This is a genomic window from Ruminococcus sp. NATIVEDY160 (genome assembly GCF_045819885.1).
GTDB lineage: Bacteria > Bacillota > Clostridia > Oscillospirales > Acutalibacteraceae > Ruminococcoides.
Map to the genome: position 1 here is coordinate 2,038,402 of NZ_CP162391.1, position 21,521 is coordinate 2,059,922.

General features: G+C 52.3%; 19 protein-coding genes. 3 read left to right on the forward strand and 16 right to left on the reverse strand.

Annotated elements, in window-relative coordinates; all coding sequences use genetic code 11:
- Positions 1 to 13: 13 nt before the first annotated feature.
- The 14 genes from AB1I49_RS10075 to AB1I49_RS10140 all read right to left on the reverse strand — a co-directional run bounded on the left by AB1I49_RS10075 (position 14) and on the right by AB1I49_RS10140 (position 13,271).
- Positions 14 to 310, reverse strand: coding sequence for a transporter permease (locus AB1I49_RS10075; RefSeq protein ID WP_407720905.1), 297 nt, complete (start codon positions 308 to 310; stop codon positions 14 to 16).
- Positions 311 to 352: 42 nt separating this feature from the next.
- Complete coding sequence (locus AB1I49_RS10080; RefSeq protein ID WP_407720906.1) at positions 353 to 1,153, reverse strand: SLC13 family permease; 801 nt, start codon at positions 1,151 to 1,153, stop codon at positions 353 to 355.
- Between the two features lie 153 nt (positions 1,154 to 1,306).
- Complete coding sequence (locus AB1I49_RS10085) at positions 1,307 to 2,617, reverse strand: D-alanyl-D-alanine carboxypeptidase family protein (protein WP_316611997.1); 1,311 nt, start codon at positions 2,615 to 2,617, stop codon at positions 1,307 to 1,309.
- Positions 2,618 to 2,713: 96 nt separating this feature from the next.
- Positions 2,714 to 3,532, reverse strand: a complete 819-nt coding sequence (locus AB1I49_RS10090) for a class B sortase (protein WP_316610530.1) — start codon at positions 3,530 to 3,532, stop codon at positions 2,714 to 2,716.
- 30 nt (positions 3,533 to 3,562) lie between these two features.
- On the reverse strand, positions 3,563 to 4,480 hold the full coding sequence (locus AB1I49_RS10095) for a prealbumin-like fold domain-containing protein (RefSeq protein ID WP_399552669.1): 918 nt from the start codon (positions 4,478 to 4,480) through the stop codon (positions 3,563 to 3,565).
- Positions 4,431 to 5,015 (reverse strand): right-handed parallel beta-helix repeat-containing protein, encoded by a 585-nt coding sequence (locus tag AB1I49_RS10100; RefSeq protein ID WP_407720907.1) that lies wholly within the window; start codon positions 5,013 to 5,015, stop codon positions 4,431 to 4,433. Before AB1I49_RS10100 ends, AB1I49_RS10095 begins: the two co-directional genes overlap by 50 nt.
- A gap of 249 nt (positions 5,016 to 5,264) precedes the next feature.
- The gene (locus tag AB1I49_RS10105; RefSeq protein WP_407720908.1) at positions 5,265 to 6,623 is read right to left on the reverse strand and encodes an O-acetylhomoserine aminocarboxypropyltransferase/cysteine synthase family protein; all 1,359 of its coding nucleotides are present in this window, start codon (positions 6,621 to 6,623) and stop codon (positions 5,265 to 5,267) included.
- Positions 6,624 to 7,024: 401 nt separating this feature from the next.
- Positions 7,025 to 8,293 carry a hypothetical protein gene (locus AB1I49_RS10110; RefSeq protein WP_407720910.1) on the reverse strand — a complete coding sequence of 423 codons (1,269 nt, stop codon included), beginning with the start codon at positions 8,291 to 8,293 and terminating at the stop codon, positions 7,025 to 7,027.
- A 21-nt stretch (positions 8,294 to 8,314) separates the two neighbouring features.
- On the reverse strand, positions 8,315 to 9,721 hold the full coding sequence (locus tag AB1I49_RS10115; protein ID WP_407720911.1) for an aminopeptidase: 1,407 nt from the start codon (positions 9,719 to 9,721) through the stop codon (positions 8,315 to 8,317).
- 39 nt (positions 9,722 to 9,760) lie between these two features.
- On the reverse strand, positions 9,761 to 10,396 hold the full coding sequence (locus AB1I49_RS10120) for a lytic transglycosylase domain-containing protein (protein WP_407720912.1): 636 nt from the start codon (positions 10,394 to 10,396) through the stop codon (positions 9,761 to 9,763).
- Positions 10,396 to 10,995, reverse strand: coding sequence for a dephospho-CoA kinase (gene coaE, locus AB1I49_RS10125; RefSeq protein ID WP_407720913.1), 600 nt, complete (start codon positions 10,993 to 10,995; stop codon positions 10,396 to 10,398). Before coaE ends, AB1I49_RS10120 begins: the two co-directional genes overlap by 1 nt.
- Positions 10,982 to 12,019 (reverse strand): L-threonylcarbamoyladenylate synthase, encoded by a 1,038-nt coding sequence (locus AB1I49_RS10130; protein ID WP_316610947.1) that lies wholly within the window; start codon positions 12,017 to 12,019, stop codon positions 10,982 to 10,984. Before AB1I49_RS10130 ends, coaE begins: the two co-directional genes overlap by 14 nt.
- Entirely contained in the window at positions 12,016 to 13,089 is a 1,074-nt protein-coding gene (prfA, locus tag AB1I49_RS10135; RefSeq protein WP_316610948.1) for a peptide chain release factor 1, read from the reverse strand. The genes AB1I49_RS10130 and prfA overlap by 4 nt, the downstream gene beginning before the upstream one ends.
- 2 nt (positions 13,090 to 13,091) lie before the next feature.
- On the reverse strand, positions 13,092 to 13,271 hold the full coding sequence (locus AB1I49_RS10140; protein WP_316610949.1) for a DUF951 domain-containing protein: 180 nt from the start codon (positions 13,269 to 13,271) through the stop codon (positions 13,092 to 13,094).
- Between the two features lie 182 nt (positions 13,272 to 13,453).
- Here AB1I49_RS10140 and AB1I49_RS10145 point away from each other — a divergent pair, with 182 nt between their 5' ends.
- Genes AB1I49_RS10145 through AB1I49_RS10155 form a run of 3 tightly spaced genes read left to right on the forward strand, consistent with a single transcriptional unit; the run spans position 13,454 to position 16,161 of the window.
- Positions 13,454 to 15,778, forward strand: coding sequence for a BppU family phage baseplate upper protein (locus AB1I49_RS10145; protein WP_407720914.1), 2,325 nt, complete (start codon positions 13,454 to 13,456; stop codon positions 15,776 to 15,778).
- Positions 15,779 to 15,790: 12 nt separating this feature from the next.
- Complete coding sequence (locus tag AB1I49_RS10150) at positions 15,791 to 16,018, forward strand: hypothetical protein (RefSeq protein WP_186834246.1); 228 nt, start codon at positions 15,791 to 15,793, stop codon at positions 16,016 to 16,018.
- Positions 16,015 to 16,161 (forward strand): XkdX family protein, encoded by a 147-nt coding sequence (locus AB1I49_RS10155; RefSeq protein WP_186834245.1) that lies wholly within the window; start codon positions 16,015 to 16,017, stop codon positions 16,159 to 16,161. Before AB1I49_RS10150 ends, AB1I49_RS10155 begins: the two co-directional genes overlap by 4 nt.
- A gap of 35 nt (positions 16,162 to 16,196) precedes the next feature.
- Here the strand turns inward: AB1I49_RS10155 and AB1I49_RS10160 are convergent, their stop codons facing one another.
- Positions 16,197 to 17,375, reverse strand: a complete 1,179-nt coding sequence (locus tag AB1I49_RS10160) for an LL-diaminopimelate aminotransferase (protein ID WP_186834244.1) — start codon at positions 17,373 to 17,375, stop codon at positions 16,197 to 16,199.
- Positions 17,376 to 17,433: 58 nt separating this feature from the next.
- The gene (carB, locus tag AB1I49_RS10165; RefSeq protein WP_407720915.1) at positions 17,434 to 21,489 is read right to left on the reverse strand and encodes a carbamoyl-phosphate synthase large subunit; all 4,056 of its coding nucleotides are present in this window, start codon (positions 21,487 to 21,489) and stop codon (positions 17,434 to 17,436) included.
- Between the last annotated feature and the right edge of the window lie 32 nt (positions 21,490 to 21,521).

Genomic DNA, 21,521 nt, shown 5'->3' on the forward strand with positions numbered 1-21,521 from the left:
GAGCTCTGAAATACTACAGCGGCGACAGGCTGATTAAATAGCCCGGAACCGCGACTATCGCGAAGAAAGCAAGACTTATTATTGTAAAGACCAGAATGAACTTTTTTCCGTTCCCGGGATAGTCCCTGACGTACAGACGGTAATTGATGACCGACGCAAGAGAGCCTATCAGCGTGCAGAGTCCTGCTGAATCCAGTCCGTAAAGCAGTGCGCCGCGGTTGACGGCGAAAGGATAAAGCACGATCGCCGCGGGAACGTTGGAAATCGCCTGGCTGAGCAGGATACTCCAAAGGTATTCGTGGTTTGCCACCGCGCTGCTCAGAAACGACGATATCGCCTCGTTGCGCGCGATTTACGACGAGAAGATAAAGAAGCAGAAAAACGTCAGGAGAAGCACGTAGTCCGTCAGGGCAAGCACCTGGCGGTCGACGAAAAACACGGCAGCCGCAACCGCCGGCACGACCACAAACCACCAGCCCGTCCGCGTCACGATCGTAGTGATGACAAGCACGAAAATCACCAGATATGCAATCCGCCTGCCGCGGCGCCACCTCTGCCACTCTCCGATAAACTGAAAGTTCTCGATATCCGTTTTCTGACGAATATTTTTACGGTACAAAAAGGCGACAAATCCCACAAGCAGAACGCCTGAAATCACCCAAATCGGGAACATATACGATATAAACCGCCACGCCGAAACGCCCGATTGTCCGTAGATAAAAAGATTCTGAGGACTGCCGAAGGGCGTCAGCAAAGAGCCGCGGACAGCCGCGATATTTTCCATGCTGATGACAGGCAGGATATACCTCTCCTTGCCGCCCGCGCGGAACAGGATAATCGTCAGCGGCACAAAGATTATCAGCGACACGTCGTTGGTGACGAACATCGAGGAAAAGAATACCGAAAACACCAGAAACAGCGACAGCCCCACCATAGAGCGGATATTGCCTGCCAGCCTGAGCAGCGGACGGAAGATATTTTCCTTTTTGAAGCCCTCGAGCACCGTCAGCATCATAAACAGCGTGCCGAGCGTGCGCCAGTCGATATCCGACAGCAGCTCCCACGACGGCGGCGTAATTATCAGCGCCGCTATCGCCGCCAGAACCGACACCGTGAGCATAGGCTCTCTTTTTAAGAATGATAATACTTTCATATTTTTCACCTTGACTATAATAACAGAAAGTGCGGATTTTGTCCACCGAAAAAATCAACGCCGTATTATTATCGATATAAAAATAACCGCTTAACCAAGCTGCAATGCCTGGTTAAGCGGTTTATTCTTCTTTAAATTCTTGGATATATGCAATCAATCTCTGTATCTTTGACCTTTTCTCGCGCGTGAACGCCTGCGTGCCTTGCGGCGCTTACCGGCGGAAGCCAGAATGATGATCAAAACAATAATCAGAACCAGCGCGGCTGCCACAATGAGAATAAGTGTCAAATGCTCCGTGACAAACACCTCTAAGGGTGAGATGTCACGCTCAATGTCCTCGGAGGCAACAATATTTGTCACGCCCAGATCCAGATCCTCGTACTTAACGCTGACCGTTCCGATCACATCGCCTTTTGTAACGGGGGCTTCAACCTGTTCGGGGCAGTTGACCTCAACCTTAAGCTGATTGTTATCGTAATTGTTCGGAAGGAGGGCTGTGATATCCTTCTCTGGTACCACATTCAGTACCCTTCCGTTGCGGACATACTTTACATCTACGGACGCAAGGCTGTCTGCAGGGCTGTATATCGTCTGTATGCCCAAATTCTCATACGCCCAGCCATAGAGCTTCGCGGTATCCTTCATCGCGTAGTTTACGTTTTCATCATATGAAAAAGCCGCTCCGAGGCATACGCAAAGGTACTTGTCGCCGTCCTTATCTGATGAGGTAACAAGGCACTTGCCCGCCTCGTCCAGATAGCCGGTCTTTATGCCCTTTGTGTACTGATAGTAGTACGCGCCGCCCTCTGCGTCCGGGTCGAGCATATAGTTTGTATTATGAAGGGTGTTGAAGCCATTGGGAGTGTAATATACCGTATTACATATCTCCATGAAGCCGGGGATTGTCATGGCGTGCTTTGCAATCAGTGCCATATCGCGGGCGGTCGTATAATGATTTTGATCATAAAGCCCGTGAGGATTGGCGAAGTGAGTGTCTGTGCAGCCCAGCTCAGCGGCTTTGGCGTTCATCTTCTCCGCAAATCCGGAGATACCGCCGCCGACATAATCCGCCAGCACGAGCGCGGCGTCATTTCCCGACGGAAGCATAAGGCCGTACAGAAGATCCCTGACCGACACCTGCTCGCCGACATGCGTTGAAAGACCCATGACAGTGCTTTCCGGGTCAAGTCCGTCGATCACGTCCTGCTTGATCGTAACGGAAGTCTGATCAAGATCTCCGACATTCTCCGCAGTAACGATGAACGTCATGATCTTTGTTGTGGAAGCGGGATAGCTTCGCTGATCGGAAGCCTTCTCATAAACCACCGTTCCCGAATTGAGATTCTCCAGATAAACCGCGTTCGATACGGTTTCGACATCGCACTTGTAATCTACAGCTGAGGCAGAAATAACGCTGAAGCAAACAATAATTACAGAAATAATAAGTACTGATATTCGTTTCATATTATTCTCCTTTTTTCGTGTACTGCGTTTATTATAACACATATATCCAAAAAAGCAAATATCCTCCCGAACCAACAGGCGCGGGAGGTTAAGCTCTTAAATACGATACGCGGCAACAACAAAACGTCCGTTTTCGGTATGGTAACTGCAGGTTGACAGCATAAGGATCTGCTTTTTATTTGTCGGACAATCATCAATGTCAATTACCGAAATATCTCTCAGCTCTTTTACGAACGCGTTGTATTCCTTATCGCTGAGCTTGCCCGTTTTTTCGTAGTACTTGAACTCGTCTTCACCGCCGACCTGTGTCTGAACCGCGGCGAAAACGCGGTAAACGCGGTGTTCATCAGGGGTATCAAATTCAATGTCCGCGTGCTGCTTTGCCCAATCCGTATGGGAATAATCGTCAAGCGTGCCGAACATCGAACCGTTGTTCATCTTGTGGGCATAGATAACAAACGCGTCTGAATTTTCATCAGCTCCAGCACCGATGAACGGTGTTCCCGAAAAGGAATAGTTCTTGTCAAAATCGCGGTGAAGATAGTATTCGGGGTCGGATTCAGGCGATTTCACAACGGGGTAATCGATTATTGTATCATCGATCCTCAGCCAGCCCCTGAAATCACTGTTTATCTTCGCTATATCATCAAAATGCAGTTGCTGCCCGGCTTCTCCGGCAGATGTTGAGCTGCTCTCATTTTGCGGGCGGCCGTTATCTCCCTGAGAAGGTTCCGTGCGGTCTTTTTCTTCCCTGTTCTCCTGCTCTGCAATTTGCTGCAGCTCACTGAAACGGTGCTGTTCCTGCTTCTGCGGAATGTAGATTATCAGCCCCTGATAAAGAGAGTACACCAGCACCGCAGCGCAAATCACGGCAAGCAAAACAAGAATTATTTTTTTGGCTTTGTTTTGTTTCATAAAAACCTCATTAAAGGACTGACAGCAGCCTTATGCCGTCAGCCCTTTATTTTTGTGTATGCGTCGGAGAATGACCGGAAAAGCAAGCAGACAAAATGCTGTCAGAATAAAGACTGCCATGCCGACCGCTGTATGGAATACGCCTGTCGGGATTATTGCGTCCAGATTATTTGTGACCGCAATTATCGACTCTTCAGCCAGCAGGAAGGTTTTGGTATTGCCAACGGTTACAGCGGTATCATTCAGCTTAAAGCTCGTCGAGTAATTCTGACTGATTTCGGTGATCGTGACGGTTGAGTTAACGGGCAGCATAATCTTTACACTGTCGCCGTGTCTGAGAGTAAACGTCGAGTTGTCGCAAAGCGGTTCTGCCTGCGGAACACCGTTTTTGCTCCACGAATACTCGTCCTCAGGATCAGCGTCCTTGACGTCCAGGGTAAACGTAAAGTCTTTTGTTTTGTCGCCGAAAGAGCCCGTCACGGTTTTGGTTATCGTAAGTCCTATGGGCAGGTTCAGCTCGTTGGGAACCTTGATGATATAATTGCATTCAGTCGTTCCCTTAACGGTCAGATATTCGCTGTCCCCTACGCTGTCAACGCTGACAACGCCGTTTGCGGCAATCGTGAATATGATGTCTTCCTCGTGAGCGTCATGGTTGGCAGGCGGAGAAATCTCGGTGAGATAATACTTGCCCGGTGCAAGAGTGTTGTCGATCTTCGGTATTACGCCGTCTGAACCGCTGACGAGATCCTCGCAGCCAGGAATAGGATAAAGATCCTTGACCTCGCCGTCGATACCGGCAACGCTTCGGTACAGCGCAAAGTGCGCGCCGCTCAGAGGCTCGTCGGTCACGCTGTCAACCTTTATCGCGGCAAGAGTATACGGCTTGTTGTATACGTCAATATAAGCCGCCCTTTTCAGCCTTGTTATAGGCGAACTTGCAGTTATCTACAGTGAGCTTGCTGTGGCTGTATATCGCGCCGCCAACCTTTGAAGTGCCGTCGCCCGAATCGGAACGGTTGTCATCGAAAAAGCTGTTTGAAATTGTAACATATGAATCCTTGTTATATACGGCTGATTCGTGATTTGATTTGAAGAAGCACTTGTCGATTGTTGTGTACGCGTCCTGCTCGGTCACTACCGCAGAGTTTCTGTTATTGATGAAGGTTGTGTTCTTGATCGTCATGCTGAGTCTGTCGGCTCTGATGCCCGCGTCGGTCGATCCGCTGATCGTTACGCCGTCAACCAGTACGCTTCCGCCATTTGCGAGAATGCCGTTAACCGCGTTTTTCTTGCCGGAGGAATCCTTGAGGGAGAAGTTGCCGTTTTCGGAGATGATGTCGTACTTGCGTGCGTTTTTATGAACGATGGAATGGCCGTTGAGGTCGAGAGTAACGGTTTTCCCGTTTACATAAAGAGCGCCGTCCTTGAACTGCTTGCTTGCATCATAGTAGAAAAAACCCTTACGGAATTTGAACAACAAATGGAAGTCTTCATTGCGTCGCAGCTTGGTCTTGCAAGGTAATATACAAAATTCAGGTGACAGTCCGCCCGGACTGTCACTTTTATGCTTTATTCCGACAGCGGGATAACTTGTTCGCTGTTCTTTGCGCACAAAAAGGCAGTACCCGTGGACGCTTAGCTTTGGGTACTGCCTTTTCTGAAATCAATGGAAGACTAATATTATGCCGGTTACAATGGCAAGGATATGGCAAACAATGTATATGGTATTTTACTTGATAAACTTGCTGAAGAAGCCCTTCTTTTCGTTCTTCTCCTCGATAACATAGTCGGGATAAACCGCCTTGAAGGCTTCCTCGAGGTCTACGAGGATATCGTCGATGTGCTCTGTACCGATCGAGAGTCTGATGGTGTTCGGCTTGATGCCCTGCTCAAGCAGCTCTTCGGTCGTAAGCTGTGAGTGAGTTGTGGAAGCGGGGTGAATCGCGAGCGACTTTACGTCCGCTACGTTGGCGAGAAGTGAGAAGATCTGAAGGTTGTCGATGAACTTCTTCGCCTCTTCCTCACCGCCCTTGATCTCGAAGGTGAAGATTGAACCGCCGCCGTTGGGGAAGTACTCGTCATAGAGCTTCTTGTACGGTGAATCGGGAAGCGAGGGGTGGTTGACGCTCTCAACGAGAGGATGCTTTGCGAGATATTCAACTACCTTCTTGGCGTTCTCGGCGTGACGCTCAACTCTGAGCGAGAGGGTTTCAAGACCCTGCAGGAAGAGGAATGCGTGGAAGGGTGAAAGTGTCGAGCCTGTATCTCTGAGGAGAATGGCTCTGATATATGTTACAAACGCCGCACCGGGAGCTGCCTGTGTGAATACCGCTCCGTGGTAAGACGGGTTTGGCTCTGAGAGCTGCGGAAACTTGCCGCTGCCTGCCCAGTCAAAATTACCGCTCTCAACGATTACGCCGCCGATAGCCGTGCCGTGGCCGCCGATGAACTTTGTCGCGGAATGAACCACGATGTCAGCGCCGTGCTCAAAGGGTCTGAGCAGATAAGGTGTCGCAAAGGTGCTGTCGATTACAAGCGGAATGTTGTGCGCGTGAGCGACTGCCGCTACCTTCTTGATGTCGATGATATTTGAGTTGGGATTGCCGAGCGATTCAATGAAGATCGCTCTCGTGTTGTCATCAATAGCGTTTTCGAAAGCGCCTTCCTCGTCGGGGTCAACAAAGGTCGTGGTGATTCCGTAGTTCGGAAGGGTGTGCTCGAGAAGATTGAAGCTGCCGCCGTAGATCGTCTTTGCAGCAACTATGTTCTGTCCCGCCTTAGCGAGCGCCTGAACGGTGTATGTGATCGCCGCAGCGCCGGAAGCTACCGCGAGAGCTGCTGTACCGCCCTCGAGAGCCGCGATCCTCTCCTCAAAAACTCCCTGAGTGGGGTTTGTGAGTCTGCCGTAGATGTTGCCCGCGTCGCGGAGACCGAAGCGGTCTGCGGCGTGCTGGCTGTTATGGAAAACGTAGGAAGTTGTGGCGTAAATCGGAACCGCTCTTGCGTCGGTTGCGGGGTCAGCCTGTTCCTGACCTACGTGAAGCTGCTTTGTCTCAAAATGTAAGTTTCTTTCCTTTAATGTGCTCATGATAATTACTCCTCTTTTCGAAATTGATGTGTTGATAGTTTTTTCGGTCAGCAACAGCAACGGCACATTCGCCCGAATCTGTAGTTGCTTCTGACCATTGAGTTAAAATGCAGTGCCACTGCGTTTGCCTCCTTTGAGAAGTTTTTGTATATATGATCGGCTGTCGCCGTTTTGCGCCGATAACAGGATGTTCGCCTGCAACTGTACACTTATGAGGTGACCGTTTTGCTTAAACTATACCGGCATATCTGAAAGCGTTTTGTCTGTGTTTGCTTTCGATGGTTACAGTATACTACGGATTTCCTGTATTGTCTAATCCGAAAAAGCTATTATCAGATATAGGTTTTGCCTATATCATCAAACACAATAGCCGCAGCCATAAAGACTGCGGCTTTTTTATGTTATGAACGTGAAAGCATGATTTTGTAGTCGCGCATTTCCTGCTCGATTGCGGCGCGCTGGCGCGGGTCCTGAATGTGGAGGACGTAAATTCCGCGCATATCCATGTACTTGAGCTTCAACAGCCACCTGTCGAGGTAGATAATGCGGTTGACAAGCGTTGTGCGCGCGTCCTTGAACGGAACGCGGTTGAACATAGTCACAAATGTATTTTTGTAGCCGTAGATGAAGTCGCACAGAGCGCGGTAGGCATTGTTTCCGGGAGTGCGCGCGTTCAGCTCCGACTTGTACCAGTAAAACATCTTGGTGGCGTTCATGTCGTCGGCGAGCTGCTTGCTCAGGACATGGGCAATGCAGTAAAAAGCGTCGTTCCAGAGCGAACGGAAGTAGTCGTCGCGGTAGTTGGGGTTGACGCTGTTTCTGAACTCGCATACACAACTGTAGAAGCTCTGATAGAACGCGTCGGACTTCTGAAGCGGCTGATAGCGCATCGTGGGCACGCTCTCAGACATTATGTTGCCGTCGTATGGCTCAAAGTACATTCTGCCGTTCACTACGGCGTCGACGGTGTTCTTGAGCATATGGTTGAACTCGATTGTCAATTGTCCGCGCGCCTCGGGGTTGTCGCCGCTGAGACGGAGACACTCCGCAGCAAAGTTAACGTACTTAACCAACGCCTGCCCGGGATTCTCCGGCTTCTTCGCGGCGAGCACCTTGCAGGCGCAGAACCATACGCCCGAATTCTCGGACTCGGTGTCAAAAAGCATAGCCAGGCACTTGTCGGCGGTGTCGTAGTCGCCGCGGTTGTAGCACGAAATCGCGAGCGACAAGTCCGCCTTCGGTTCAACGGCAACGGGCTGCTGATAAACAGGTCTCGGCATCGGCATAACAGGTGCCGCGGGAACAGGAACAGGTGCAGGAACAGGCTGCACAGGCGGTACAGGCTGATATTCAACATTCTCGGGTGCCGCGGGCGGTTCGGGTTGGTATTCAGCCGGCGGTTCGGGTCTGTACTCGGCGTTCTCGGCAGCTTCGGGCTGTTCCTCTGCGGGCGCAGGCTCGTCAGATACGGTTTTTTCGGGAACGGAATCAGGCTGCGGCTCTGTAACCTCAGGTTCGGGCTGCTGCGGCTCGGTGACTTCCTGTTCTACAGGCTGCGGCGGTGTGAGAATGATCTTGTGGCCGCATCTTGTACAGAAAACAAATTCTCTGCCTGCCTCACAGGCAATCGGGTTTCCGCACTGGCTGCAGTAAACAGTGATATTATCCATATTAACACCTCTAAACTCCGTTTACGCCCTGAAGAACTCCAGGAACGCGCGGTAAGCCATATATACGTCGGTTTTTGATACGATTTCAAAGGGAGCGTGCATTGAAAGAACGGGTACGCCGAGGTCGATAACATCGACGTTCATGTTCGCGACATACTTTGCGATCGTACCGCCGCCGCCGAGGTCTACCCTGCCGAGCTCGCCGATCTGCCAGAGAATGTTGTTTTTCTCGAGCATTGCGCGGATTTTGCCCATATACTCGGCGGACGCGTCGGAGGTGTCGTACTTGCCGCCGTGACCCGTGTACTTTGAGATAACAACGCCGTTATTGATATAGCAGCTGTTCTTCGCCTCGAACGCGGAAGCGTAGGTCGGGTCGAAGGCTGCGTTGACGTCGGCTGAGAGGCAGATACTCTTTGAGAGAGCGCGGTAACCCTCAACGCCGTCCTGAGCGGCGAGGTCGTAGATGAAGTAGCGCAGGAAATCGCTCTGCATACCGGTGTTGCCGTCGCTTCCGATTTCCTCCTTGTCCGCGAGGTAGGTGACACAGGTGTCCTCGGGCACGCCCGCGTCGAACGCCGCAATGAGCGCGGGATAAGCGCAGACCTTGTCGTCGTGGCCGTAAGCGCCGATCATGCTGCGGTCAAAGCCGATGTCCTTCGCCTTGAAGGTCGGCACAAGGCACAGCTCGGCGGAAAGAAAGTCGTTCTCGGTAATGCCGTACTTTTCGTTTAGGATCGACATGATATTGAGCTTTACCAGATCCTTCTCGTCCTCAGCCTCGGCATACGGACGCGAGCCGACAAGGACGTTGAGATCCTCGCCCGTGAACGCCTTCGCCATGGGCTTTGTCACCTGCTCCTGAGCTAGGTGCGGAAGCAGGTCGGTCACGCAGAAGCAGCTCTCGTCCGCCTCGTCGCCCCATTTGATGTTGACAACAGTTCCGTCGGTCTTTGCCACAACGCCGTGAAGAGTCAGCGGAATAGCCGTCCACTGGTACTTCTTTAGGCCGCCGTAGTAGTGGGTCTTGAAAAGTCCGAGACCGTTTGCCTCGTAAAGCGGATTGGGCTTGAGGTCGATTCGCGGAGAATCTATGTGGGCGATTGCAAGACGCGCGCCGTTCTTCACGCCGTTTTTGCCGATTACAGCAAGCGCGATCGCCTTGCCGCGGTTAACAAGATAAACCTTGTCACCCGCCTTGTATTCCGCCTCGGGGTCGTACTCGGCAAAGCCCTTAGCCTTTGCTTGTTCGAGCGCCTCGGCGACAGCCTCGCGCTCTACGGGAGAGGAGTTGAGAAAGCTCTTATAGCCCTCGCAGAACTCGTCCGCGCGCGCGATTTCCTCGGCGTCGAGCGCCTTTACACCCTTGTTTTCACTGAGCATAATGCGCTCGCGGAGCTGCTCGGTCTTTGTTTTTTCTTCTGACATATATATCTTCCTTTCGCTGAAAAAGTAATTATGTTTATTTTAAGAATAATACAACTCAATATACACCGACTTAGCGCTTTCGACCTTGTCGACATACTGTGAGGTCTCGGGATACGGTATCTCGGTGAGAGTTACACCGTCGGGGCTGTATGAGGAATCCGCGAGCCAGTCGGACACCACAAAGCCCGCGTTATACGCCGCCACCGCACACTGTTCGGTGCCGTAGTAGTCGTAAAAATACCGCAGCAGATACGCGCCGTAATCGATATTGACAGCCGGGTCAAAGAGAGCGTCGGAGGTGTATTTATCCGTCTCGCCGCGCTTCTGCAGCAGCCACTCAAACGAGGACGGCATGAGCTGCATAAGTCCTCTCGCGCCGACTGAGGATTCCGCGTCGGGATCAAAGCCGCTCTCGGTGCGGATAACCGCGTATATTAACGCCGGCGGCAGGTTGTAGTCGGCGGCAGCCTTGTTGACATACTCGCTGTACTTCTGCGGATACGCGACTTTCAGGACATTCTTGGTGGTTCTGCCCTGGCAGTTCACCACAAAAAGCACCAAAGCGCCGACGAGAATCGCGATTGCAACAAGCCATACGATCAGAGGCAGTCCGCCTTTTTTTGTCTTTTTTCCGCGTCGGGGTGCGTATCTTCTGTATTGCGTATTTTGCGCCATCACATCACCTCGGCTTTTATTTTCTGTATCAGTGCGGACGTCCGTGCCTTAAAACCGGAGATATCGCCGTTGTTTTCAAGTGTGTAGTCGGAGTGCGAACGGAAAAATTCCTCACTGAACTGAGCGCGGATCCTTTCTCTCGCCTGTTCCTCGGTAACACTGTCGCGCCCGAGGATTCTGCTCAGCCGCACGTCCTCGTTCGCGGTTACGCTGACGATGATGTCGCACACCGCGTCCATGTTGCTCTCAAAGAGCTGCGGCGCGTCAAAGACAGCCGTGCCGCTGAGAGTCTTGAGGATTCTGAGGGTTTCGGCGATCACAAACGGGTGGACAATCGCGCCGAGGAGAGCGGTGTTTTCCTTGCTCTCAAATGCACGCTTTGCAAGCAGTCTGCGGTTGAGCGAGCCGTCGGGATTGATGATGTCCTGACCGAAGCTCGCTGCCACGGATTTCAAACACGCCGATGAGCTTTCATAGATTTTAGCGACGAGCGCGTCCGCGTCGATTACAGTCATTCCACTCTGCTTAAACAGCTCTGCCGCTGTGCTCTTGCCTGCTCCGCTCTGACCCGTCAGACCTATCAGCTTAACTCTCGTCAAGGTCGATCACCTCAAATCCCGCCGCCCTGATAAGGCGGTTGTAGACGGCAAGTCCGACTCCGTCCGTCGATGGCAGCCGTGAGAAAACAGTCAGCACTCCGCCGTAGCCGTCGACTCGCCGCAGGCTGTCAAACAGACGGTGCGCCTGGGTTTCGTAATCAAGCCGTCTGCCCAAAGATATCGTCTTTACGCCGCGCAGCAGAGGGATATCCTCGTCGCAGCAGAGCGCCGCAACGCCCGTACCGGCGTTCTTGTTGACATAATCAATGTACGCGTCGTCCGAGCATTTGAGAAGTATGACGTTTGCCTTGGGCGCGTAGTGCTTGTATTTCATACCCGGGCTTGCGGCGGTCTGACCCTGTGCGAGCTGATGAAGCACAGCGTCGTCGACCTCGACCTCCCCGAGAACCTCTCTGAGCTGCTCGACCGTCACTCCGCCCGGGCGGAGCACTCTCGGAACGTCCGCCGCAAGAGTGATAACCGTGCTCTCAAGTCCCACAGCACATTCGCCGCCGTCGAGAACCGCGTCGATTCTGCCGTCCATGTCGTTCATGACGTGTTCGGCTGTGGTCGGGCTGGGCGAACCCGAAAGGTTCGCGGACGGCGCCGCGAGAGGAGTTTCAGCCGCGCGGATAACCGCCTGAGCCACAGGGTGCGACGGAAAACGTATCGCTACGGTATCAAGTCCTGCCGAAACCTCATCCGGGATAGCTTTACCCTTTTTCATAATGATTGTCAGCGGCCCCGGCCAGAAGGCTTTGGCGAGGGTATACGCCGCGTCCGGTATTTCGCGGACGAGCGAGAAACGGTTGATGTCCTCAAACGCCGCGATATGTACAATAAGCGGATTATCCATCGGTCTGCCCTTAGCCGCGAAGATATCCGCGACCGCCGCTCCGTTGAGCGCGTCGGCGGCAAGACCGTAGACCGTCTCCGTGGGAATCGCGACAAGACCGCCGCCTGAGAGAATCCTTCCCGCGGTATTTATATCATTTTCATTGTTGTGCAAATGCTGTGTTATCATTGCTGTTCCATGCTTTCCTTTAGCTTTTCCGCTCTGTCGGCGGTGACGAGAGCGTCAATCACCTCGTCGAGATTGCCGTTGAGGATATCCTCCAATTTATAAAGAGTCAGTCCGATTCTGTGGTCGGTCAGTCTGCCCTGAGGGTAGTTGTAGGTGCGTATGCGCTCGCTGCGGTCGCCCGTGCCGACCTGAGATTTTCTGTCTGCGGCGATTTCGCTCGCCTGCTTGTCCTGCTTCTCCTTGAGAAGCCGCGACTTGAGCACCTTGAGCGCCTTATCCTTGTTCTTGTACTGGCTGCGCTCGTCCTGGCACTCTACAACCGTACCCGTCGGAATGTGGGTAACGCGGATCGCGGAGCTGGTCTTGTTGATATGCTGACCGCCCGCGCCGCTCGAGCGAAAGGTATCTATCTTCAAATCCTTGGGGTCAATCTCGAGCTCTACGTCCTCAGCCTCGGGAAGCACCGCGACTGTGGTGGTTGAGGTGTGCACTCTGCCCTGACTCTCGGTCTCGGGCACGCGCTGAACGCGGTGAACGCCGCTCTCGTACTTGAAGCGCGAGTAGGCTCCGTCGCCCTCAATCATGAATGAGATTTCCTTGTAGCCGCCGAGCTCGGTCTCGTTGACGTTGACGACCTCTACGCGGTAACCGCGCTTTTCGGCGTACATCGTGTACATTCTGAAAAGCACCGCCGAAAACAGCGCGCTTTCCTCGCCGCCGGCGCCGCCGCGGATTTCGACGATGACGTTGCGGTCGTCGTTGGGGTCCTTGGGCAGAAGCAGGATTTTGAGCTGTTCCGAAAGCTCATCTATCTTCTCCTTCGCATCGTCAAGCTCCATCTGGGCAAGCTCGCGCAGCTCGCTGTCGCCGCCCTCGAGGATTTCAAGGCTCTCCTGCTCTGTCTGAAGCGCCGTCTTGTAGTCGCGGTAGGTGAGCACGATTTCCTCAATCGACTTGATTTCCTTCATTATCTTCCGGTAAGCCTCGGGGTCAGCCGCTACGGAAGGCTCGTAGAGCTTGCGGTTAAGCTCCGAATAACGCTTGTCAAATATTTCTATCTTTTCGAACATAATTATTCTCCGATGATTTTTCTGATGTTTTTCTCGATTTTCTTGCGCGGAGCCATGACCTCGCGTCCGCAGGTCAGACAGCGGATTTTGAAGTCCATTCCCACGCGTAGTATTTCAAACGTTTTTCCGCCGCAGGGATGCGGTTTTTTCATTTCAACGCGTTCTCCGACCTGTACGCTCAAGAAAACACCTCCAGACAATTCTTTAATATATTATTATAGCATATTTTAATGTGTTGCGCAACCGAGAAATAATTGCTCCAAGGAAACATTTATTTTTAATTGCATATTTCTATGCAATTTTTCTTATTATCGTCGCGTGAATGAGGAAGCCCCATCCTCAATAAATTTCTAGGAGGAAGAAGATGAACGATTATATCGCGGAAATCACTCTTGATCTCAACTGTGAGCGCAGCTGTCAGACGATAATGCTGACGCAGTTTGACAAGGGCAAGAAAATCCACCTCACTGTCACGGCAAACGGCGAGCCTTACTCCGTGAGCGGCTGCTCGGTTGTGATGAAGGGCGTGAATTCCGACGGCAGCAGGGTCGCCGTTGACTGTGATGTTGAGCAGGACGGAACCGCCACCGCCGTTACCGATGACATTACCTTTGACGTAAAGGGATTTGCCGCCGCGAGATTTGTGATTTCCGACAGCCAAAGGACATACAACACTCAGAGATTTTTGATTTATGTCGATGACGCGCTCGACACCGACGTCACCTCTGATCCTGATTATTCAATTCTCAACAGACTAATACGCGAGGTACAGCTGATTGACGAGCGCGGCGGTATCATTGTCGACGACGAGCTCAGCACCACCAGCACTCATCCCGTGCAGAACCGCGTTGTAAATGCCGCTCTCAATACAAAGGCGCCAATATCCACCGCGTTTACATTCGACAACACTACCGTAAACGTTGTGTACAACGCAAACAATCCTAAGATTATTTATACAAACGCCCTTGTCAACGGCAAAAACGCATTTGTACTCACAACATCAAACAATTATTATCAAATCGCGCTGTGTGCCGACGGAACAGAATACGCGCGCGAACTCACAGCCGGCGGCGCGACAACGTATAAGCCGTGGGTGCTTGTAAACAACGAAAACACCGTCAACAAAACAAGCGCGATAACCGCCTCTAACAAGACGAGCACCACACTTTATCCGTCGATAAAGGCAGTTGTCGACTACATCGCCGCAAATTACGAGGCATTGTCAAACAAGCTGACCTCAGAAGCGGGTATTGACGAGGATTCTACCGATACCGAGTATCCTACCGCGAAGGCTGTGTTTGATTTCGGCGTGCAGATTATTGACGACGTTAATGAAGATATTACGGAAACCAATTCGAACCTATCCGACCTCAAGGCGTATATCGGCTACACCTCGGGCGATATCCTTGGCTTGCATGCAGATTTTGAGAACAAGGTATTTACAAGGCTCGGTGCTGCTGTCGGTCTGAGCGCGGGCAACGATTTCAACGCGTACCCGATGTACGGTCAGCGCAGGCGCGTTGTTGTCGATTCGAACGGCGTGATAGACGACAGCTATTCTCCGGAAAATGTTGAAGAATCCGATACTAATGTTGACGTCATGGTCTATCAGCCGAAGTTCTACTACAAGGTCGTACCGCTCAAGCTCGAGAAGCAGTCCGGCGGCTTGGGATATCATATCCGCAAGGCGAATTACTACATCAGCTCGACGCCGCATGCCGGCTTTAAGCTTCACCCGCTCTTCTATGACGAGAACGGCAACGAAATTGACTATGTACTTTTCTCGGCGTACGAGGCGTCTTTTATGTATTGGCGCGCAATATCACCAACAGCAGGAACATATGAGATTTTCCATGACGGAGTTGACACAGACACAACGATTGACACCAGCGCGGTTCTGAAATCTTTGCCGGGCGTCAAGCCGATCTCAGGTCAATACAAGACAATGAACAAGCTCAATATGGAGAACTGCGCTCTGAGAAAATCACCAAACTGGCACCTCGACACGATCCAGTCTGTTTCAGCAAATCAGCTGCTCATGGCTATCGAGTTCGGAACATTTAATACTCAGAACGCTATCGGCATGGGTGTTGTTTTAAACTCAAGTGTCAATTCAAATAACTGCTCGTCACTGACGGGCTCAACCTCCGCTCTAGGCAACTCAACGGGTATGGCAAGCGAAACAATTTATGATGTTGCCGGAACGGAAACGACTTTCAGCTCTGACGGCAAGGTATCTGTCAGCTATCGCGGAATTGAAAATCTGTGGGGTAATAGCTGGAAGCACATCAACGGAATCAACCTTTGGGGTGACGGCACAATGGGCAGCGGTCAGGTGTATATTGCAGATGATTTCTCCTTCAACGAAAGCAGTCATTCCGGCAATTACAAATCAACGGGCTTGACCCTTGCAAATGCAGGTGGTTATATTTCCGCATTTGGCTATGGCGATAAAGATTATGACTGGCTTTTCTTGCCGTCAGAAACAGCAGGCAACAGTTCTCTTCCCGTAGGCGACAACTACTATTGCACATCAAATCTGAATGGATACCGCGTTGTCCGATTGGGCGGTTTTTGGAATTATGGTGCTAATGCCGGCGGATTCTCTTTATCTTGTGATTCTGTTCCAAATACGCAGCATCAAAGCGTAGGCGGTCGCCTGCTGTATGTGCCGACTTCAACAGTCTGAGGGGGTATTACTATGACAGATTACGGTATTGTAAAAAGTGCGGTCAGACCCGAAGAAAAGGTCGTTGACGAGTTTTCCTTGTGGGTCAACACAGACATCACGGAAGCAAACGGAGGCTGGATATATCACATGGTGCAATACAGCAAGGATGAGTACATCAGACTGATGGACGAAGCAAATCAAAAGGCTCAGGCAGACTTGGAGTATATCGCCATGATGACGGAGGTGGAGCTTGAATGAGTAAGCACTTCAAAAAAGTAAAAGGCTATTATGACAGCGGCTTGTGGAGCATCGAGAGAGTCCACAACGCTGTTGTTAAAAACTGGATTACCGCGGAAGAATATAAAATAATCACCGGCGAAGATTATTTCACCGCCGCTTAACAAAAATCAGCTCCGAGTTTCCTCGGAGCTGACTTTTATGATAATAATTTTTTGATTCTTTCAACAGCCTCAACGGTGCTTTCCCTGTCGCCGAATGAGGTCAGGCGGAAGTAGCCCGCGCCGTTTTCACCGAAGCCCTCGCCCGGTGTACCGACTACATTGGCTTCCTTTAATAGCAGGTCGAAGAATTCCCAGCTTCCCATGCCGTTCGGGCATTTCAGCCAGATGTAGGGTGAGTTCTTGCCGCCCGTATAGTAGATACCGAGCTCATCGAGAGCAGACGCGATAATGCGCGCGTTCTCCTGATAGTAGGCGATATTCTCGCGGATCTGGCGCTGTCCCTCCTCGCTGAACACTGCTGCCGCAGCGCACTGAACGGGATATGAAACGCCGTTGAACTTTGTTGCCTGACGGCGGTACCATGTGGCATACAGATTGTGACCGTCGCGCTCAAGCTCCTTCGGGATAACCGTGTAGCCGCAGCGAGTGCCCGTAAAACCGGCGGTCTTTGAGAGCGAGCAAAGCTCTATGGCGCAGGTTCTCGCACCCTCGATCGCGTAGATTGAACGGGGCAGATCCTCTGTTATAAACGCCTCATACGCCGCGTCGTAGAGAATGACCGCGTCGTTTTTGTTGGCGTAATCGACCCATGCCTTGAGCTGGCCGAAGGTGAATGCCGCGCCCGTGGGGTTGTTAGGAGAGCAGAGGAAGATGATGTCTGCCTTTACGCTCTCGTCGGGCATCGCGGAAAAACCGTTTTGTTCGTTGCAGGCGGTGTAGATGATTTTTCGTCCCGCCATGATATTCGAATCGACGTAAACGGGATAAACGGGATCGGTGACGAGGACTGTGTTGTCCTGTGAGAAGATATCGCCGATGTTGCCGCAGTCGGACTTTGCGCCGTCCGACACAAATATCTCGTCGGGCGATACGCTTACGCCGAAGCTCTTGTAGTAACCCGAAATCGCCTCTCTGAGGAAGTCATAGCCCTCATACTCGGGATAACCCTTGAAGGTTTCCTTGTGAGCAAGCTCCTCGGCGCCCTGCTTCATAGCCTCCACAACAACGGGAGCCAAAGGCAGGGTAACGTCGCCGATACCGAGGCGTATGATCTTCTTGTCGGGATTCGCCGCCGCATACTCCGCGGTTTTTCTCGCAACATCAGCAAAAAGATAGTTCGGTACAAGATTGTCAAAATTTCTGTTGATTTTCAAAGTGGATTCATTCCTTTATATCAGACTTTTTCCTAATATCTGATAACCGGTGTTAGTATTATACCTCAACCTCTCCCTCGTAAACCTTCTCGGCATTGCCTGTCATGTAGACGGTCTCGTCGGTGTAGTTGATGATCAGATCGCCGCCCTTGAGCTTGATTTTGATGTCGTCGCCCTTCTTGCAGAAGCCGTTTTCGCATGCCGCAACCGCAACCGCGCAGGCGCCTGTACCGCAAGCCCATGTCTCGCCCGAGCCGCGCTCCCATACGCGCATCTTGATCGTCTTTTCGTTGAGGACTGTGACGAACTCGGTGTTTACTCTCTCGGGGAAGATCGGGTCGTTCTCGAACAGCGGGCCGATTTCCTCAAGGTTGATGTTGTCGATGTCGCTGTCGACGAATACAACGCAGTGCGGGTTGCCCATTGATACGCAAGTGATTCTGTAATCCTGCATACCGATTGTCACTCTGCGGTCAACAACCTTGTCGCCGCTGAGGTCAACGGGAATGAGCTTCGGGTCGAGGATAGCCTTGCCCATATCGACGCGCAGGGTCTTGACCTCGCCGTCGGTGGTGTACGCCTTAAGCGACTTGATGCCGCTGAGGGTCTCGATTGTGATTTCGTCCTTCTCCTTGATGTTGACCATGCCGTGGTCGTAGAGGAACTTGCCGACGCAGCGAATACCGTTGCCGCACATCTTGCCCTCGGTGCCGTCGCGGTTGTACATCTTCATCTGAGCGTCAGCGACCTTTGAGGGAGCAACGAGGATAACGCCGTCGCCGCCGATACCGAAGTGACGGTCGCTCAGACGAACCGCAAGAGCCTCGGGGTTATTGATCCACTGACCGAAGGTGGAGAAGTAAATATAGTCGTTGCCGATGCCCTGCATCTTTGTGAAGCGGAGCTTTGTCTTGGAATCTCTCATGTTGTTTATGTCCACAAGCTCGGTACTGTGCTGGGAATAGCGGCTCTTGAGGCAATCCGCGAGCGCGTTTGCGGTGTCGAGAGAGGTCAGACACGGAATGTTTCTCTCAACGGTCTTGCGGCGGATCTTTACGGAGTCACGCGAGGGAATTCTGCCCTTAGCGGAGGTGGAAATAACGTACTGAACCTTGCCCGACTCAATCAGGGTAAGGGTGTTGTTGCGGTCGGACTCATGGATTTTCTTTACGCCGACAGCGTCGATGCCGTACTTGTTAAGAACCTTTGAGGTGCCCTCGGTGGCGTAGATCTTGAAGCCGAGGTCGTAGTACTTCTTGGCGATCTCGCCGATTTCGGCCTTGTCCGAATCGCGGACGGTGATGAACACGCCGCCGTCCTTCTTCATCTTGTATCCCGCGGCGATAAGTCCCTTGTAGAGAGCCTCCTCGAGGGTGCCAGCGATACCGAGAACCTCGCCCGTGGACTTCATCTCGGGGCCGAGGTGGTTGTCTACGTTAATCAGCTTCTCAAAGCTGAATACGGGAACCTTTACCGCGATATACGGGCTCTTGCGGTACAAGCCTGTACCGTAGCCCATATCCGCGAGCTTCTCGCCGAGCATCGCTCTGGTTGCGAGATCGACCATCGGAACGCCCGTGACCTTGCTGATGTACGGAATCGTTCTCGAGGAACGCGGATTAACTTCAATTACGTAAAGCTCGTTGTTGTAGATGAGGTACTGGATATTTACCAGACCCTTGGTGCGAAGCTCGATTGCGAGGTTGCGCGAGCTTTCGACAATGATCTCGGTCATCTCGTCGGAGATGTTCCATGCGGGATATACCGCGATGGAGTCGCCCGAGTGAACGCCCGCGCGCTCAACGTGCTCCATGATACCGGGAATGAGGATATCCTCGCCGTCGCAGATGGCGTCGACCTCGATCTCGGTGCCCTGGAGATATTTATCGATAAGAATCGGGTTTTCAATGTTCTGAGCGAGGATGATCGCCATGTATTCCTTAACGTCAGCCTCGTTGAAGGCGATGATCATGTTCTGACCGCCGAGAACGTAGGACGGACGGAGAAGAACGGGATAGCCGATCGTGTCGGCGACCTTGAGAGCTTCTTCTGTCGTCATAACGGTAACGCCGCGCGGACGCTTGATGTGGTACTTCTCAAGCAGCTCGTCAAAGCGCTCTCTGTCCTCAGCCATGTCGATAGCGTCGTAGGAGGTACCGAGGATATTCACGTTGTTCTCGCTGAGGAACTTGGTCAGTTTGATAGCTGTCTGTCCGCCGAAGGCGACAACAACTCCGTAGGGGTTCTCGGTCTTGATGATGCCCATAACGTCCTCTGTGGTGAGCGGCTCAAAGTAAAGTCTGTCGGCAGTATCGAAGTCGGTTGATACGGTCTCGGGGTTGTTGTTTACGATAACAACGTCGAAGCCCGCCTTCTTGAGCGCCCATACGCAGTGTACGGAAGCGTAGTCGAACTCGATGCCCTGACCGATACGGATAGGACCTGAACCGAATACGATGACTGTCTTTTTGTCGCTCTTGCGCTCGGCGATGAACTCCTCAGCCTCGTTCTCCTTGTCGAAGGTGGAGTAGAAGTACGGAGTCTCGGCGGCGAACTCAGCCGCACAGGTGTCAACCATCTTATATACGGGTGTGAGCGGATTCTCAATTTTCTGACCGCTCATTTCCTCGATCGTCTTGTCGAGGAAGCCGATATGCTTTGCTCTTGTGTAAAGCTCCTCTGTGAGCGCACCGCTCTTAAGCTCGTTTGAAACCGCGATGATGTTTCTGAGCTTCTCGAGGAACCACTCGTCGATCATGGTGATCTCGTGGATTTTGTCGACGGAAATGCCGCGCTTGAGAGCCTCGTAAACGCAGAAGATTCTGCGGTCATCGCAGACGCTGAGCTGGTGCAGAACGGAAGCGTCGCTGAACTTCTCATACTCCTTGTCATCGAGGGTGTTGTGGGAGATCTCCGCGCCTCTGACAGCCTTCATGATAGCCTGCTCAAAGGTGGGAGCGATAGCCATGACCTCGCCGGTCGCCTTCATCTGGGTGCCGAGGTCGCGCTTTGCGTATACGAATTTATCGAACGGCCATTTCGGGAACTTGACGACAACATAGTCGATAGCGGGCTCGAAGCACGCGTAGGTCGTACCCGTAACGGCGTTTTTAATTTCACTGAGGGTGTAGCCGATAGCGATCTTGGAAGCAACTTTGGCAATCGGGTATCCGGTAGCCTTTGAAGCGAGCGCCGAGGAACGCGAAACACGCGGATTGACCTCGATTACGGCGTATTCAAAGGTCTCGGGGTCGAGCGCGAACTGGCAGTTGCAGCCGCCCTCAACCTTGAGCGCGGAGATAATGTCGAGCGCCGCGGAACGGAGCATCTGGTACTCCTTGTCCGAGAGCGTCACAGCGGGCGCGATAACGATTGAGTCGCCGGTGTGAACGCCGACAGGGTCGAAGTTCTCCATCGAGCAAATAGTGATAACATTGCCCATGGAGTCGCGCATTACCTCAAACTCTATTTCCTTCCAGCCGGAGATGCACTTCTCGACCAGAACCTGGGTGATCGGAGAAAGCTCGAGACCGTTCGAGGTGATTTCTCTGAGCTCCTCCTCGTTATTTACAATACCGCCGCCTGTGCCGCCGAGGGTGAATGCGGGGCGGATAATTACGGGGTAGCCGATTTCATTTGTGAACTTAACGGCGGATTCAACGTCGTTTACGACAAGCGACGGAATGACGGGCTGGTTGATGGATACCATCGTGTCCTTGAAGAGCTGTCTGTCCTCAGCCTTGTCGATAGTTTCGGGCTTCGCGCCGAGCAGCTGAACGCCGTGCTTCTCGAGGAAGCCTTCCTTCGCGAGCTGCATTGAGAGCGTCAGACCTGTCTGACCGCCGAGGGTCGAAAGCAGGCTGTCGGGCTTTTCTTTGATGATAATGCGCTTTACCACATCGAGGGTGAGCGGCTCGATATAGATTTTATCCGCCATGGCGTTGTCGGTCATGATTGTCGCGGGGTTGGAGTTTACGAGGATAACCTCAAGACCCTCCTCCTTGAGGGCGCGGCACGCCTGGGTGCCGGCGTAGTCAAATTCGGCAGCCTGTCCGATGACGATGGGACCCGAGCCGATAACCATTACTCTTTTAATATCCTTTTTCAGTGGCATACTATCAATCCTTACTTTATAGAATGTTCAGC